Source organism: Flavimarina sp. Hel_I_48 (genome assembly GCF_000733945.1).
Taxonomy (GTDB): Bacteria; Bacteroidota; Bacteroidia; order Flavobacteriales; family Flavobacteriaceae; genus Leeuwenhoekiella.
On sequence record NZ_JPOL01000002.1, the window covers coordinates 3,184,781 to 3,201,369 of the forward strand.

General features: G+C 36.1%; 13 protein-coding genes and 1 tRNA gene. 9 read left to right on the forward strand and 5 right to left on the reverse strand.

What is annotated here, in order from left to right; all coding sequences use genetic code 11:
- Positions 1-2 precede the first annotated feature (2 nt).
- From P162_RS13855 to P162_RS13900, 9 genes are all read left to right on the forward strand, one after another.
- The gene (locus P162_RS13855) at positions 3-1,079 is read left to right on the forward strand and encodes an ABC transporter permease (RefSeq protein WP_031428209.1); all 1,077 of its coding nucleotides are present in this window, start codon (positions 3-5) and stop codon (positions 1,077-1,079) included.
- Between the two features lie 123 nt (positions 1,080-1,202).
- The gene (tpiA, locus tag P162_RS13860; RefSeq protein ID WP_031428210.1) at positions 1,203-1,958 is read left to right on the forward strand and encodes a triose-phosphate isomerase; all 756 of its coding nucleotides are present in this window, start codon (positions 1,203-1,205) and stop codon (positions 1,956-1,958) included.
- 27 nt (positions 1,959-1,985) lie between these two features.
- Positions 1,986-2,822: a 50S ribosomal protein L11 methyltransferase gene (prmA, locus tag P162_RS13865; protein WP_031428211.1), complete on the forward strand. Its 837-nt coding sequence runs from the start codon at positions 1,986-1,988 to the stop codon at positions 2,820-2,822.
- Positions 2,823-2,845: 23 nt separating this feature from the next.
- Entirely contained in the window at positions 2,846-3,121 is a 276-nt protein-coding gene (locus P162_RS13870; protein ID WP_031428212.1) for an ATP-dependent Clp protease adaptor ClpS, read from the forward strand.
- Between the two features lie 240 nt (positions 3,122-3,361).
- Complete coding sequence (locus P162_RS13875; RefSeq protein WP_051907894.1) at positions 3,362-4,222, forward strand: M57 family metalloprotease; 861 nt, start codon at positions 3,362-3,364, stop codon at positions 4,220-4,222.
- Positions 4,223-4,359: 137 nt separating this feature from the next.
- Positions 4,360-4,433, forward strand: a tRNA-Arg gene (locus tag P162_RS13880).
- Positions 4,434-4,665: 232 nt separating this feature from the next.
- On the forward strand, positions 4,666-5,922 hold the full coding sequence (locus P162_RS13885) for a site-specific integrase (RefSeq protein WP_031428214.1): 1,257 nt from the start codon (positions 4,666-4,668) through the stop codon (positions 5,920-5,922).
- Between the two features lie 625 nt (positions 5,923-6,547).
- Positions 6,548-6,919: a BfmA/BtgA family mobilization protein gene (locus tag P162_RS13890; RefSeq protein WP_206340686.1), complete on the forward strand. Its 372-nt coding sequence runs from the start codon at positions 6,548-6,550 to the stop codon at positions 6,917-6,919.
- A gap of 654 nt (positions 6,920-7,573) precedes the next feature.
- Complete coding sequence (locus P162_RS13900) at positions 7,574-8,377, forward strand: hypothetical protein (RefSeq protein ID WP_031428218.1); 804 nt, start codon at positions 7,574-7,576, stop codon at positions 8,375-8,377.
- A 129-nt stretch (positions 8,378-8,506) separates the two neighbouring features.
- On the opposite strand, the gene P162_RS13905 is transcribed toward P162_RS13900, so the two are convergent.
- From P162_RS13905 to P162_RS13925, 5 genes are all read right to left on the reverse strand, one after another.
- Positions 8,507-9,235, reverse strand: a complete 729-nt coding sequence (locus tag P162_RS13905; RefSeq protein WP_031428220.1) for a M48 family metallopeptidase — start codon at positions 9,233-9,235, stop codon at positions 8,507-8,509.
- The gene (locus P162_RS13910; RefSeq protein ID WP_031428222.1) at positions 9,225-12,254 is read right to left on the reverse strand and encodes a type I restriction endonuclease subunit R; all 3,030 of its coding nucleotides are present in this window, start codon (positions 12,252-12,254) and stop codon (positions 9,225-9,227) included. The genes P162_RS13905 and P162_RS13910 overlap by 11 nt, the downstream gene beginning before the upstream one ends.
- Positions 12,251-12,673 (reverse strand): hypothetical protein, encoded by a 423-nt coding sequence (locus tag P162_RS13915; RefSeq protein ID WP_031428224.1) that lies wholly within the window; start codon positions 12,671-12,673, stop codon positions 12,251-12,253. Before P162_RS13915 ends, P162_RS13910 begins: the two co-directional genes overlap by 4 nt.
- Positions 12,674-12,744: 71 nt before the next feature.
- A complete protein-coding gene (locus P162_RS13920; protein ID WP_031428226.1) occupies positions 12,745-14,736 on the reverse strand; it encodes a DUF262 domain-containing protein in 1,992 nt (663 codons plus the stop codon).
- A 2-nt stretch (positions 14,737-14,738) separates the two neighbouring features.
- Positions 14,739-16,589, reverse strand: coding sequence for a DUF262 domain-containing protein (locus P162_RS13925; protein ID WP_031428228.1), 1,851 nt, complete (start codon positions 16,587-16,589; stop codon positions 14,739-14,741).

Consider the following 16,589-nt stretch of genomic DNA (forward strand, 5'->3'; position numbering starts at 1 on the left):
CAGTGCTTAAAAACCTCATTTACAAGTTGGGTTATGCCCTGTTCACACTTTATGGTGTGGTAACCGTAATTTTTTTCCTTTTTACGGTACTGCCGGGAGACCCGGCGCGCATGATGCTTGATCAAAATGAAGATCCTGAACAGCTGGCCATTATTAAACAAAAGTATGGTTTTGATAAACCGCTTATCACCCAGTATTTTTATTACTTAAATGATCTTTCACCGGTATCGTTGCACAGCCCTTCCGAAAAGGATTATACCTATCTTCAGGAAGGAAAATACAATCATGTAAAGCTTATCGACTTCGGAAGTGTACTACTCGTCCTAAAAGCGCCGTATTTAAGAGAATCCTTTCAGAAATCAGGAAAACCGGTAACACAGGTGATAGGGGATACCTTGCCAAATACGATGGTGCTGGCGGTAAGTGCTATTTTTATTGCAATTATTCTTGGTATTGCACTTGGTGTAGTTTCTGCAAACTATCAGGATACCTGGCTTGACAAGGCGATACAAGTGTTGAGTACGCTGGGAATGAGTGTTCCCAGCTTTTTTAGTGCGATTTTATTTGCGTGGCTTTTTGGTTTTGTATTGCATGAATATACCGGATTGAATATGACGGGAAGCCTTTACGCAATGGATGATTATGGCGAAGGGATTTATATACAATGGAAAAATATCATATTGCCCGCAATAGTACTAGGGATACGTCCACTGGGCGTGGTTATCCAGTTGATGCGTAATTCGCTGCTTGAAGTATACAACCAGGATTATATACGTACCGCACGCGCCAAGGGGCTCAGCACAATGCAAATTGTGAGCAGGCATGCCTTAAAAAACGCTATGAACCCTGTGGTAACGGCAGTTTCAGGATGGTTTGCATCCATGCTGGCCGGGGCTGTTTTTGTAGAATATATTTTCGGGTGGAACGGCCTAGGCAAAGAGATCGTAGATGCTTTGAATACCCTGGACCTTCCCATTATTACCGGGGCAGTTCTTGTGATCGCCACAATGTTTATCATCATAAATATTTTAGTGGACCTTGTTTACGGTTGGCTTGACCCTAAAGTGCGGGTTTCATAAGGTATAATTTGTAGAATCCTTACCGCTATACTATTTTTATAGCTTAGTTTTGTTAAAAAACTAGCATTAAAATTTAAAATACCCGAAAAAATCTAACTAAAAACCATTCAATTAATAAAAATCATGAGAAAAAACATTGTAGCCGGTAACTGGAAGATGAACTTTGGCCTGGACGAGACGCAAGATCTTATTTCTGGACTGAAAAAAATCAATAAGACCTCTGATGCGGAAGTAATTATTGCTCCACCCTTTACAAATCTATTCAGTGCTTTTGAATCATTGAAAAATACAAACATAGGCTTAGCAGCACAAAATATGCACGAGTCAGATAATGGAGCTTTTACGGGTGAGATTTCGGCAGAAATGCTTAAAAGTATAGGTGTAAACACGGTTATTTTAGGACATAGTGAACGTAGGGCAATCTTTGGGGAAGATGAAAACCTACTGACCGAAAAAGTAAATACGGCCCTGAAGCACGGTATGCGTATCATCTATTGTTTTGGGGAAGAACTTAAGGATCGTAATTATGGTGAGCACCAGGAAGTAGTAGGCAAGCAAATTGCAAATACCCTTTACCATCTGGATGCTGATGCATGGAAAAATATTGTACTCGCTTATGAGCCGGTCTGGGCCATAGGTACCGGAGAAACCGCATCCCCGGAACAAGCGCAGGAAATGCACGCTTTCATCAGAAAAGAAGTAAAGCATGAATATGGCGAAGACGTTTCAGAATCCTTGAGTATCCTTTATGGAGGAAGTGTAAAGCCAGGTAATGCAGAAGAGATTTTTTCCAAAAAAGATGTAGATGGTGGTTTGATAGGCGGTGCTTCCCTAAAGGCCGAAGATTTTATGGCCATTGTCAATGCATTCAAGAAATAATTCCCAAATAACAACGAAGCCTCAACCATGGCAGAAGCCTATATTGAATACGCATTCAAAGTAGCCCCCCTTCAACCGGGGGTTGATATTTTAATCGCACAGCTCGCAGAACTTGATTTTGAAAGTTTTTCTGAAACGGAAGACGGGCTTGATGCCTATATTTTAGAAGCCAAGGATAGTGAAGATCTTCTTGCGGATATCCAAATTTTGCAAAATCCTGAATTTGATATTTTTTCTACCAAATCAAAAATTCTTCCTGTCAACTGGAATTCAGAATGGGAACGTCATTTTGAACCCATTGAAGTAGATGGGATTTGCACGGTACGGGCTCCCTTTCATGCGAAGAGTAATGCGAAATATGATATTGTCATAGAGCCTAAAATGTCCTTCGGCACCGGGCATCACGCAACCACGCATTTAGTGATCAAGCATTTGCTTAAAGCTGAACTCAAGGACAAAACAGTCCTTGATATGGGATGTGGTACGGGGATTCTTGCTATTTTAGCGTCCATGCGCGGTGCAAAACATGTAGATGCCATAGATAATGACAGGTGGTGCTATGAGAACGCCACAGAAAATGTGGAGCGCAATACTACCAGCAATGTTAACGTTTTACACGGTGATGCTGCGCTACTGGGAGAAAAATCATATGATGTTATCATTGCCAATATCAACAGAAATATACTTCTGGCAGATATACCGAAGTACGCCAGTTGCCTGAATGATGGAGGGCTGCTGTTCTTAAGTGGTTTTTATACCGAGGACATCCCAGCACTTACTGAAGTTTGTAATCCTCAGGGAATTAATTTTATAATGAATTTTGAAAAAAATAACTGGGTAGCTTGTAAATTTGTAAAAAATTAGTCGGTTTACTAAAATACAATGTGATGAGCACTAAAGAAAAAATTCAAGAAGAGGTAGATGTTTTAGAACAAGTACGTCCAGATAATGAAATTGTACTATATAACGATGAGGTCAATACCTTTGATCACGTAATAGAAAGTTTAATAACTGCCTGTGATCACACCCCTATTCAGGCAGAACAATGTTCGTTGATCGTTCATTATAAAGGAAAATGCACGGTAAAAACGGGTGCATTTAAAGAACTGGAACCACGATGTTCAAAATTACTTGAAGCTGGATTAAGCGCTGAAATCATATAATTAATCGATAAATGGTAAGATAATCCGCTTTTTTAGCGGATTTTTTTTTGCCATAAAATGAAGGTATCTAATTATTTGAAAAACATAGGATTAAGCGGTTTTTTACTTCTAATTATAAGATATTAGATAAAACTATATTGTCATTAATCGCAAATTTTAGATGTTTTATCCAGCATTCCTACATGATTTGTATTACTTTAGACTAAAATCGTTTTATTTTAACTAATTAATCCAATTGTTATGAGAAAAAATTTCACAAAATGCTTATTACTTCTTGGTGTTGGTGCATTGACTTTGTCATCCTGTTCAACAGACGAAGAGAATATTACAACTCAAGAGTCCAATAGTATAGAAACTAAGGTTTCACCGGAGATCTTAAAACAAGTGAGTGAAGCGGGTATGAATGCCAATTATGTACAATGGAGTGACTTTTACCTACCAGGTGGTGAGGTTCAAAAAAAGTTGCTAATTGAAAATGACATCGTGATCACCCAGGAACAACTGGAGTCCATGGCTATACAGCATAAAAAATCAAAGGGTGACAATGATTCAAAACAGTATCGTACTTCTAATATTGTAAGTCAGGGGAGAAATATAAGCATCATTGGTTATACCGGTGGCACCCAGGCATTGTCTAGTAAAGAACGTACCGCATTGCAGTGGGCGGTAGATAATTACAATGCGCTCAATGGTGTTTCCATATCTTTCACGCTAAGTTTTGGGACTAATTACCAGAACAAGGACATGGTTGTGTATAACAATTCAGTCAATAATCCTGATGGAGCCGGAGGTAGTGCTGGTTTTCCGAGCAACGGGAATCCTTATAAATTTGTGCAGATATACAACATAGGTGGTTATAATACCAATGTAATAGAGCACGTTATTACGCATGAGATAGGTCATTCCGTAGGTTTTCGTCATACAGATTTCTTTAGCCGTCAGAGCTGCGGGGATAATGTTAATGAAGGTGGGGATGCCATTCTGGTAAACGGTACGCCTTCCGGTTACGATGCTACTTCTGTAATGCTCGCTTGTTTTAGCTCATCTGAAGATGGCGAGTTTGGCAATAATGATATAATTGCTTTAAATGCAATGTATTAAACAGGCCTTTGAGTTGAAAAATGAACCGACTATAAATTAGTCGGTTTTTTTCTTAAAAAGAGTTTGTGACACTTACAAATTACCCTTATATTTGCAGCCGCTTTAGGAATGAATATCTTTTGTAAAGTATTTTTAACGGCCTTGTGGCGCAACTGAATAGCGCACCTGATTACGGCTCAGGAGGTTCCAGGTTTGAATCCTGGCAAGGTCACTAAAAGCCCATTAAAACGGCACAATAACCACGCAATTCTCACGGATTGCGTGGTTTTCTGGTTTTTAGGGGTTCGTTTAATTTGAAATGATATGATATTAAATGGTAGCTATTCGTTAGCTAAAAGGCATAGTGGTAGCTGAGCTACCATTTTGAAAAAAACCTAAGCTTACCGTGGGTTTACGTTGGTTTGACAATCGTCTAAAAAAATCACTAATTAAAGACGACAATTATGCGTACTTCAAAAACATTCTCCATTCAGTTCTGGATGGATCAGAAGAAAGCCATTAATGGCGAAGGTTTAATTTATGCCCGGGTGACAGTAGATCAAAAGCGACTGAGCATTAGCTTGAAGAGAAAAGTTCCGGTAAAACTTTGGGATACTAAAAACAAAAAGGTTATAGGTAATACTAAAGAAGCACGGGAGATCAACCAGTATTTTGAGCTGGCGAAATCCCAACTGTTTCAAAGTTACCAGGATCTAAAGGGCAGGGGGGAACCGCTTACCAGCGATCTGATCAAAAGTCATTTTCTTCAAGAAGATCAGTCCACAGCGACACTTCAGGATCTTATCGCTTATCACAGACAAAAAATTCAGAATACCCTTACTGAGGGCACCATCAAAAACTTTAAGGTAACCGAGAATTATATCAACCGTTTTCTAAAATCCATCAAAATCAAAGATATACTACTTTCTAAACTCAATTATAAATTTCTCTGTGATTTTGAAAGTTACCTTAGTGGCTATTATCCCAAAGGGCATCCCAAGGCGATGAGCCACAATACGGTAATGAAACACATTCAGCGGTTACGCAAAATAGTAACTCTGGCCTATCATATGGAATGGGTTGACAACGATCCTTTCCGACGCTGGAAAACCACCTTCAGTAAGAAGGAAAGGGAATTTCTTTCGGATAAGGAACTTTCTAATATAGCTACCCATCGCTTTAGAATCGAGCGGCTGGATAGGGTTCGCGACGTTTTTCTATTCAGCTGCTATACCGGGATCAGTTTTGTGGATATAGAAAACCTTACCCCTAAGAATATCTGGCTCGGAGACGATGATAAGAAATGGATTGTCACGCACCGGCAAAAAACAAATACAAAGGTGAAGATCCCATTGCTCCATACCGCTGAACTCATATTGCAAAAATATGCAAATCATCCTGTTACTCAGGTTTCGGGCTGCTTGCTCCCCACCATTACCAATGAAAAGACCAATATGTACCTTAAGGAAATTGCAGAAGTCTGTGGGATTCAGAAAAACCTGACCTTTCATATGGCCAGGCATACCTTCGCCACAACCGTTGCCTTAAGCAATGGCATGCCCATAGAAACCGTATCGAAGATCCTGGGGCATACCAAGATCGCCACGACCCAGATCTATGCACGGGTACTGGATAAAAAAGTGGAAAATGATATGGCTGCTCTACAGGAGATTTTAAGACAAAAGGAGCTAGAGCGACTGAAAAAAAGTTCAAATAGATAAGTTTAAGATTTAACTCAGATTCATCTTATTAACATTAGTTTGCCAATCCGTTACTACCATTTTGGTGCCAGCAAAGGAACAACACCCAAAACTTGTACGGACGGCATAAAGCCGCTACGCTTTTTATACGTCCTTCACAATTTTGTGGTGTTGAACTATTTTGCAACAACAAAAGCTAACGGAATCTAAGCTATGGGAATAAATCAGATTTTAATAGCAGAAAAAATGTTTAAAGGGATAGTGGGGAGTACTTTAGAAATAGTCAACGATCAGAATTTGTTTTTTACCCAATTTTAGAATTGAGGAAAAAGCTATAAATGTATTGTCTCATCAAGGAAAATATTAAAGTCAGTAAATTGAAATCATAAAAATACGGGTTCATTGTAGTAGAAAAACCAAATATTTAAATTCGTACTAGAGGGTTGGAAATTTTTATTTTCTAAAGAACGAAAAGGAAAGCAAGAGGGTAACGGGCAAAGCCACGTTACGGGTTCCTTTTTGTTAATTAGTTTTCTAAATATCAGATAATTACAAATTCTTTAAAAAAGTTAATTTTTAAAATCTACTCTAAATACTTTGAAAATACCAATAAACAGGCCAAAATCTACTCTAAATCGGTCAAAAAATGAATAAAAACAAAGGATTTACCACCATCAGTATTAAGACTCCGGTGGTTAAAAGATTCAGGGAGTTTTCAAAACAGGTCGCGCCAGATCATACCGAGGCGCTAGAACTAATGTTGGATTTTTTTAAGAACAACGAGATTTCGCCAAAGGAAAATTTTGGGCCCACTGGAAGGAGATTGGAAAACGCTTTACTGAAAAGAATGAATGCAATCATCGCTATTATTCGTGATATTGAAAAGAATAAAACAACACCTACACTGGCGATTTTACAAGCCCTTTTTGAAGAAGCAGAACAGCCGAAAAAAAAGCCGCTTTTATTGGAGAAAAAGCTGTTTGAGGAGAAAAAATTGAAGGGATGGGAGATTCAATGATCAATGTTAGGTAAATGGTATTATTATCATTTCTATGATAGCTATATTCACTTTTATGCAGCACTAGAAAGAAGTCTCATTAATTCTGGTGAGATTGCCAAACGATTAAATGAATTAATAAGAAATAGTGATGCAATTTTATTTCATAAACCCGAAATAGTAGACAAAATCCAAATGAAAAAATATATCATAAGAATTTCACGTAACAATTCCATACAAAAATCACTTAAAAATCCACTTCGCAAAAAATTTAGCATTTTAATATTTTGATCTGTCTATATTTGTCTCAGAGGAGGAATCTGAAAATCCTATAAAGAGTAAGAAAATTATTAAAAGTTAATTAGAAATGGCAAAACCAAACACACCAAAAAATGGTCCTAGCAAGACTGGTGAAAAATCAGGAAATGGACGAGGAAATCATCCTCCCAGCAATCCAAAGTCAAGTAAAAAATAATATGTTCAAACCCTGAAATCTAAAATTATGTCAAGTTTCAAAAAAGACTACCAACCCACTCAGGATGACCTGAATAATCATTCTGATCAATTAAATCCAAACAATGATGAATACAAAGGAACAGAGGAGTGAAAAATCCATTCTATAATTAATCGCAATCGGTCATCTAGGTGGCCGATTTTTTTTTAATCCGCTCTATTATGATAAAAGATTTTAAGGCTTTTATTCAGGAACAATTAAATAATGCAAATCTTATTGAAGAGCAAGTAATTGCTTTTTTAAATGCCAAATATGATGGAAATGCCAATGCTATTATACATAGGCTCAAGAAAGATAGTAAATCTGACGATGAATTCGGCGAGCATCTTATAAAGGAAATTTATGGTGCCGAATTGATGTGTTTATCAAAGTCAATGAAGGATAAAAACAACGTTTCTGACTTCATAACAGAGCTTTTTACAAACCCAAGCCTACGAACGGATAAATTTCACAAATTAGCTATCGTTCTGGAAAAGTTTTCGAAATCTGAATTCGTTAAAAAAATGAATTATTCGGTTATAGCAGAAAAACTATTAAATGAAAAAACAATCCGTATTAAACAGGTTCGTGAGGAAATTGGAATGTCACAACCTACTTTTAAAAAGTGGCTTGATTTTTATTTTCCAAAAGGACAGATTGATGAGATCTCAAAGAAGACACTCTCAAAATATCATGGTAAACATAATATAACGTTCAAAGATTATTTGCTGATTTATCGCTTTTTCTTGGGCGTGCCACGAAAAGAACACAAAACGGAAGTTAAAGAGATCGTTGATCGCATAGCCTCAGGATTAACTGTTTCTAAGATTGACATAAAGAAAGAAACAAAAAAGCGAAGCGATGCAATAAAGGAAGCTATTCTTTATATCAATGAAATCGAAAGATCTCTCAATCCCATACCTTATCGGGTGGATAAGTTTCCGTATTCTATAGCCCTAGAAATCATAGATACCATACGATTATAATTTAATCATTCTAAATATGTTATCAACATATAAAATTCTGACCTCCTCCCATATTTAGGTACTGGTCATAACTGGAGAATCGGGGCTATTCAGTTCTTACCCAATATGGATGTCAAAGAATAATTTTAATTAGTAAGCCCAATCATTATGAGCAACCGGTAAATTATTTAATGCTTCTCTGTGCAATCGCCATTTGGGCATAAATATGTCCATATATTGAATAAAACGCTCATTATGGTTACGTTCTAAGAGGTGAGTAAGTTCATGCACTATAATATATTCTAAGCAGATAGTTGGTTTTTTTCCAAGCTCCAGATTGAGCCAAATACGTTTCTCTTCAATATTACACGCTCCCCATTTTGTTCGCATTTGTTTAACTCCCCAATCCTTAGATTTAACTCCTATACGTTCTTCCCACTTCGCCAATAATTCAGGTATTTCAGATTTGAGGTTTTTACGATACCATTCCTTAAGTATCTTTGATTTTTCAGCTCTGCTGGCATCAGGTTTTACCTTTAGCAATAACTCTTTGGTTCCATTTAAGCTTACGTTTGAGGGTCCTGTTTGTGATACTACTTTTAACAAATAGCGTTTGCCTTTTACATAATGGCTCTCGCCGGTTATAAACTCGCGTTCAGACTCTCTGGGCTGACTTTTAAAGTTCTCGACGTGCTTTTTTATCCAGCTTAATTTAGAAATTGCAAAAAGGCGTAGTACTTCATCATCGGTTTTAACGGGTGCAGATAAGCGTATTCTTCCGGTAGGAGGATATACGGCCAAATGCATATTTTTGATATTCTTTCTTATAATATCAATTTCAATATTTGCTATGGCTAATTTATCTTTACTAGTAGTCACGTTGCGCTTTGATAATATCCATTAATACATCTGTTTTCTCATCATCTTTTAAGATGTTTTGAACCGCTATTCTCAACTTTCTTTCCTTAATACCTGCATCACGCCAACCATCTAGTTTGTTTGCTCTAATAATATTATCTAAAGCCAAAGCTAAAATTTCGTTTGCCTCCAGATTATCGTATAAAGCCCGCTTGGCCGGCGAATCTAAAGACTGTGGATATTCATTTGTTTTTTGAGGAGCTGTCACTAACTCAGCTAATTCTTTAATTCTTCTTAAGTATTCCTGATAGGAGAGTGCCTCTGTTTTTCGTTGCGCTATGATCTCATCAAGAAGCCTTGACATTTTTTCATAATACTTCGGGTTGGCCTGAGTTTCTTCAATGATAACTTTTCTCACGTTATTCTCAATAGTTTCCGCCACAGCTTCTTGCCGTTTAGTCTTGTATTCGGCTTCCGGTTCATTGGCCAGGTTCACAATCAACTCGACAATAGATTTATTTTCAAAGTCTGATATTTTCTTGCTTGACATCGCATCAATATAGCGATCCATCAATTGGCGCATACCCGATTCAAATCGTTTTAAATCTACGTGGTCGCCACTGGCCTGCTTTATGGTATCGCGTAAATCGGAATAAAACTTTACTTCTTCTTTAATTTCTTCAGCTTCTGCATTAGAATACCCCAGCGCTCCCATTTCGTTCGCCACATTAGCATACGAGCGTATGACTGAAACAACAGCTTTATATAATGCAACCCGCTTTTCCTCAGTCTGCTTTATATCATCAGGATTTTCTGTATTGCCACAGAAGAAACGGATGTAGTTAGGCTCATCTTTGGGATGCACTGGTTCGCATAACGCTCTCACCGCTTCCAGAGCAGTATCCAATCTGTTCCTGGACTCCTGAAGTCTATCTTTAAGAAGTCCCTGTACATCATCCTGATCGTAATTGTCAAAAACCTCTGAAGTATAATTCTGAATAGAACGCTCCAGGCTTTTAAACAAATCTTTGTAATCAACAATATAACCGTATTCCTTATCCTCCGTATCTACCCGATTGACTCTGCAAATTGCCTGAAAAAGCCCGTGGTCCTGCATACTTTTATCAATATACAGATAGGTTGCGGAGGGTGCATCAAAGCCTGTGAGTAATTTATCGACCACAATAAGCAGTTTCATTCTACTGGGCTCATTGATAAACTGTTGCTTGGCTTCGTTTTCAAAAACCTCCGTCGATTTTCCTTTCAGCATTTTTGTGTACACCTCATATTTCAAGAGCTTATCGGTGGGATTGGATGCTCCTGAATCTTCTCCTTTAATATCTGCGTGATGTGGCTCGTACGAAGTTATAATCGCACAATCCTTAAAGCCTGCTTGTTGAAACAGTTCATAATATTTACAGGCTTGGTACACACTGCCCGAAACCAACATTGCATTACCTTCTCCCGTATACAAACGTGGTTTAGTATCAAAATCGTGAATGATATCGTTTACGATCTTGGCCAGTCTTGATTTGGAACCCAGTACCTTCTGCATGGTACCCCACTTTCTCTTGAGCTCAATCTTTGCTACATCGGTTAATCCTTGTGTCTTGGCATCAAACCACTCGTCAATTTTATCCTGAGCGGTAACAAACTGCTCCACATCCCTGGCTTCGTATAAAAGATCTAGCACCACGCCATCTTCAACCGCTTCATCAAACTTATAGGGATCTCCTATATATGGGCCAAAGATTTCAATACTCTTCTGCTTATCTTTTTTAAGCAAGGGTGTACCTGTAAAACCAATAAAAAGAGCTTCAGGCAGAATGGCTTTCATCGCCTCGTGTAATTTTCCGCTTTGGGTACGATGACACTCGTCTACAAAAACATATAAATTTCCTTTGGCTTTAAAATCTGAACCCAGACTTTCTTTAAGTTCTTTTATGTATTTGTCGTAGTCCGGCTCATCAGAACGGTTACCAAACTTATGTACCAAACTGCAAATAAGCATTTGGGTTTTGTGATTGAGTACATTTAAGAGATCTCGCCCGGAATTTGTTCTGTAGATACTTTCTTCTACACCTATAAATAATTTCTCAATCTGATCATCTAACTCTTCCCGATCTGTAATGATCAAGACCCGACTATCATCAATATTTTGACGTATCCACTTGGTAAGCCAGACCATCGTCAAACTTTTACCACTCCCTTGTGTATGCCATATAATACCGCCCTCTTTATCACCTATACGTTGCTGGGCTGCTTTAATACCAAAATATTGATTGGGGCGACACAACTTCTTGACCCCTTTGTCAAAAATGGTAAAGTCTTTAATGATTTCCAGAATACGTTTCTTTTCACAGAGCTGCACGATATGCTTGTCTATGATATACTCATAGGCAGCATCTGAAGTTTCTTTCCATTTTAAATAATAGTGCTCTGAAGTTTTTGTGGTGCCGTAACGTAAGCCTTGCGTATCGTTACCCGCCAAAACCAACTGTATGGTCGTAAAAAAGTTGGGAATAAAATAATCGCTTTGATTATCCAGATTTTGACGTATGCCCTCTTCAAGACCTTTACGTGAACTTTTTAATTCTAAAACACCTATTGCAATACCGTTTACATACAGAACCACATCCGGTCGCTTATTGTGCTTGCCTTTAAAACTGACTTCTTCTGCAATTGCAAAATCATTATTCTCTGGATTCTTGAAATCTATAAGCTGTACTGACTCTTTAGCCTCTCCTAAATCTTCCCGCACATTAACGCCATAGCGTATAAGTTTATAGACTTCTTTATTGGCATCATATAAACCTGAAGCAATATTGGTAACTGACTTTAAAAACTTAGATACAGCACGGTCTATAAGCGCAGCAGAATAACCTTGCTTGTTTAAGAAATTTCTAAGCAAGTCTTCCTCTACAGGCTGGGTACGAAATTCGTCCTGCCAGTTACCTAAATACCGATAACCCAACTCGCTTTGAAAAAGCTGAACAATACGATCTTGTGACGGGCGCTCTGCTTTGCCTATATGATTCATGACATTCCGTATTTATTTAATAGCGAATTCAATATGAGACTTAAATTATCTAATAAGTTTTCATAGGACATGGAGCCAAGGGTTAATTCGTCCACGGTTCCTTTAAAATCAAATTTTTCAGTAAGCAATTCTTTAACTTCTTGATCTATTTCACCTTCAGTTCTTCTCGAAAACCTAAGTAAATAACCATCCATTTTATAGGTACAATCCATAAAATAACTTACATCCTTGTATACCCAATTATCATAATAAGCACAAGGTTCTTGGTATTGCTTTGCAACAGGCATTTCTCGTAACTTTTCAAATGGTTTAACATTAACTTTATCCTGTCTTAAATAGAAATAGTAGGATCTCAATTCTCTTTGAGTAGAAAAGGGTAAGGTTTTCTCTAAAAGACGAATATTAAATTCATCTTCCATTTTGAAAACGGCATGTTCACATTTCTTTAGTACCTGTGGCTTTTCTAGTATAAATATTCTCCAATCCGTAATTATTTTTTTTGTTCTTCTATGAACGATTTAATAGAGTCTAAGGAACAATCATTATTATCCAATAAAGATTTTAATACCTCTCTTTTTTCAGAATCATTAAATAAATTACGCCAATTTTCATCTCTATCCCTTGAATTTGCTACTGACGACTTGTAAAACTTAAATCTACTTGTTCCTTGACTTTTAAGCCAAGTGCCATTTGAATCATAAGCGAAAAAAATGCATTGCAAAATAAATTCCTTTGAAGAAACATTACCTTTATTAAAAAGGGTTGATAGCCGATTTAAATAATGTTCAAACTTCAGGCTATCGCTATTTGATAACTTGAAAATAAAATCAATTTGCCCATAAAAATAAAAATGGTTTTCTGCCATATTTATTAATTCTGCCCATTTCAGTTTATCCTCTTTATCATTTAGAAAAATTACTTTTTCACACTCTTCATTTTGTTGCTGTTTATTAAAGAAACTTATCCACTTACCTTTATCCTCCTCAGCAGATATTTGGAATAATGCATTTTTTATATCTAATACTATTTCTTTATCCAGCCTGCTCATAGCTAAAATTGCCGGGACGTACGCAGAACTGTCGTCAATTCTTGAATTGTAAATTATATTTCTACTAATACGTAACCAATCTTTAAATTTCTCCCAATCTTCTTCTGAGTAACTATTAATATCTCTATTACCTTTCGAATCAAGGAATTTAAGGATGGAGAAAAAAAAGGTTTTATGGTATAAACTAAGCTCGTTGAACCTAGTTAGGAGGGTTCGTTTGAAGGTATCTTCCGCTTTTCCTTTAAAAGTTCCAGTCCATACCTCATTAATGGCTCTATTTAATTTATCATCATTATCACTTGCTAGAATATCTAGTATTTTAAATATATATTCTAAAGAGGTTTCATTAAAGACATTCTCTTCTTCATAAACAGAAGTAGGTGTATAACGATTTGGGTTTAGTAATTCAATATCCTTCTTTTCTAGCGAATAGTTATTATCAGACTTAGCATTATTTACTCCTAATTTTACCAACAAGGCTATATTCTTAAAAAAGGCTAAGAAATTTGTATCAACATCCTTTACTTCTTTCTTCGTTTTCCAAAAAAGGTCTAACCAGTCTTTGTCTGTTTTGCTGACCCAATCATAGTCTGATAAGGTCTTTTTATGCTTTTTTTCCAACCAAGCTTTAAAGTTTTCAAAATCTGTTAATCCTTTTCCTCGAGCATTCATTTTAACGTAAAGATCTTCATCAAATCCTTCCTCTTGAATATCGAAAAAGTCAAAACTTACACATTGTTTCTCTACTAGATTTGACCAAGCTTTTTCAAATTCAACTTTCTTTTCTATTGTTTGCTTTCTAATCTCGTCAAGCATTACAAGTATACCTGCAACAGTTGGGTCTTTTTCCCAAGAACTAAAGAACCAAGATTGATTCTTAATACTATTTGAAAGTAACTTAAACCTATTTTCCTCATCAGGCTTAAGTTGTAAAACCGAACTATTTCTTATAATGTTTTCAATGAATTGACTGCTACTCTCTCTAGTTTTATAATTAAAATTTGATAGGACTGAAATATCATTTTTTGCTTGTACACCTATGTATAGATGCAATAGGAATAGAGTAGTGAGTCTCTGTTGTCCATCAAAAGGAATCAATAGCTTGTCTTCACTTGAAGTTATTGGTTTTGGTGACACTTTACTTTCAAAACTTATGCCTGTATCCTTGCTATAGTTCTTAATCACTTCCAGCATTTGTTCAATGCTTCGCTTGTTTTTATTAAAGTTGGCTTGATTAGTTCTATCTACTGATTGTCCGAAAATAAAGTCTAAATTTAACAATCTACCTGAATTGACTGCATCTAATAAATCTGAGACAAATCCTTTTCTAATAGTATTTACGCGCTCAGTAAGCCTCCCCTGAGCATAATCTCTTTGAATTTCAGGGATTTCAATTTTGCTCTCCTTAGCTATTTTCCAAAATGTTACTGCCATAATTAATTATTGCTAGGTAAAAAGTCAAAAAGTAACTTCTTGATATTATTAGTGTAATCTTCAGCATCTTGAGTAGCCCAATAACTAACTTTAATACTATTATCTTCGTTTAGCTTAGTCGTTTTCTTTAAAAAATTGTTGATTGTAGCCAATGGTATATAAGTACCATTTGTATTGTTAGATTCATTTAAGATGATCTCACGTTTCTTTAAAAAACTCTTATTCCCTACTTTACTATTCGTTTTTTTATCTAATAAGGCTTGGTTGCCAATTTGATGCAATCCTAAAACATCGTTAACGGCATCTGAAAAGACTTTAATGTCTTCTAATAACTCTTTTGACAATTTACTACCCTGCAACTCTTGCAAGTCTTCCTTTAAGGACCCTATTTTATCAATATTTTCACTTTCATTATCTTCATCTTTATAGCGTGCTTCGTAATCACCAAGCCACTCTAGAGCTTCTTCTTTAGATGTTATTTGCTTCGGGTTTTGAGGGTGAATATGTTCGATACTCCATTGGGTTTCGGGATTTTGATACAAATCAAATGGGAATCGTTGATTGGGAAAAGTTTTCTCTATGAGTTTAATATTATATAATAACAGAACGTTTTTACATTCAAAGTAAGATACATCGTAACGCAATTTATCTAAGGCGTAAACTTTGTATTTGCCTTTCTCTCCTGTTTTTTCTATGCTAAAAATATCTCTTATTGTTTTTAGAAAAATATTTCTTATTTCTGATTTCTTTTTACCTTCCGTTTCTTTTATTATATCTTCCAAAGACTTAAAACCGGTATTTATAACAAATCCTATATAATGATAACTTTCAACATCCTCATACCACTCTTTTAGCCGTTGAAAAATTTGTTTAATTTTCTCCCAATCCAACGTTTCGTCTCTTGTTGAATATTTGTAGTAAGAATATAATTCACTTTTCCCTTTAGGTTTATTGCAATGAATATCGAATAGTTTTCCAATACGTGTAGGGTATTCCTGTTGTATTGTATTATTAATAAAATACCAAAATGTGTTGTTATGCAACTCATTTTCTATAGCATCCCATTCGTTTGCTAGTTTTTTCTTCCTAAAGTCCTTGACATCCCAAGGGTCATCACTCTTATCAATATCTATTATAAAAAGTGCCTTAATTAATTCCCCGCTGGTCAATTTAATCTTACCAGCATTCATATTTATGAAAAAATCCTCAACTGTTTGGTTTTCTTTTTCTGTCTCAATTGAAATTGGATGCCAAATTACATAGGTTTGATATTTGAGCTTATCATAAAATATTTTATGCTCTCTACTTGACTTGCCTTTAAACCAGCGGTAAATTATTTGATAAGCTCGGCAAAGATGATAGTTGTCTATATTATCATTTTCCGGTTTGAGCTCGGCGAACTTTTCCCATTCTGCTTCATTATTATCTCCTAAAAAATCTTTAAGAATGTCTCTATCTCTAATATCATTTAGAAACGCTTTAGTTGAAGCACGGGTGTCATATTCTAAGCCATACAAAAATTCGTTTTGCAAAGAGAAACAGTTTTTAAGCACTGTTTGTATTAAAAAAATGGTAGTGGTTCGTTGTTGGCCATCTATTAGTTCCCATTTTTTATCCTCTTTCTTTGTTACTGTTAACGGTTGAATACAATATTTTTTATTTGAGCCTACGTCATAAATGTCCTTTAATAAATATTCAATTTCCTCAATCCCCCAACGATAGCCACGCTGATAGCTTGCCACATAAAACGTTTTTAGCTCTGGGTGTGAGTTTAATTGGTTTATGGTAAGAAGTTCAATCTTATCTAATTTACTTTCCGTTCTATTACTCTGATAATCTTCATTTTCTCCCAT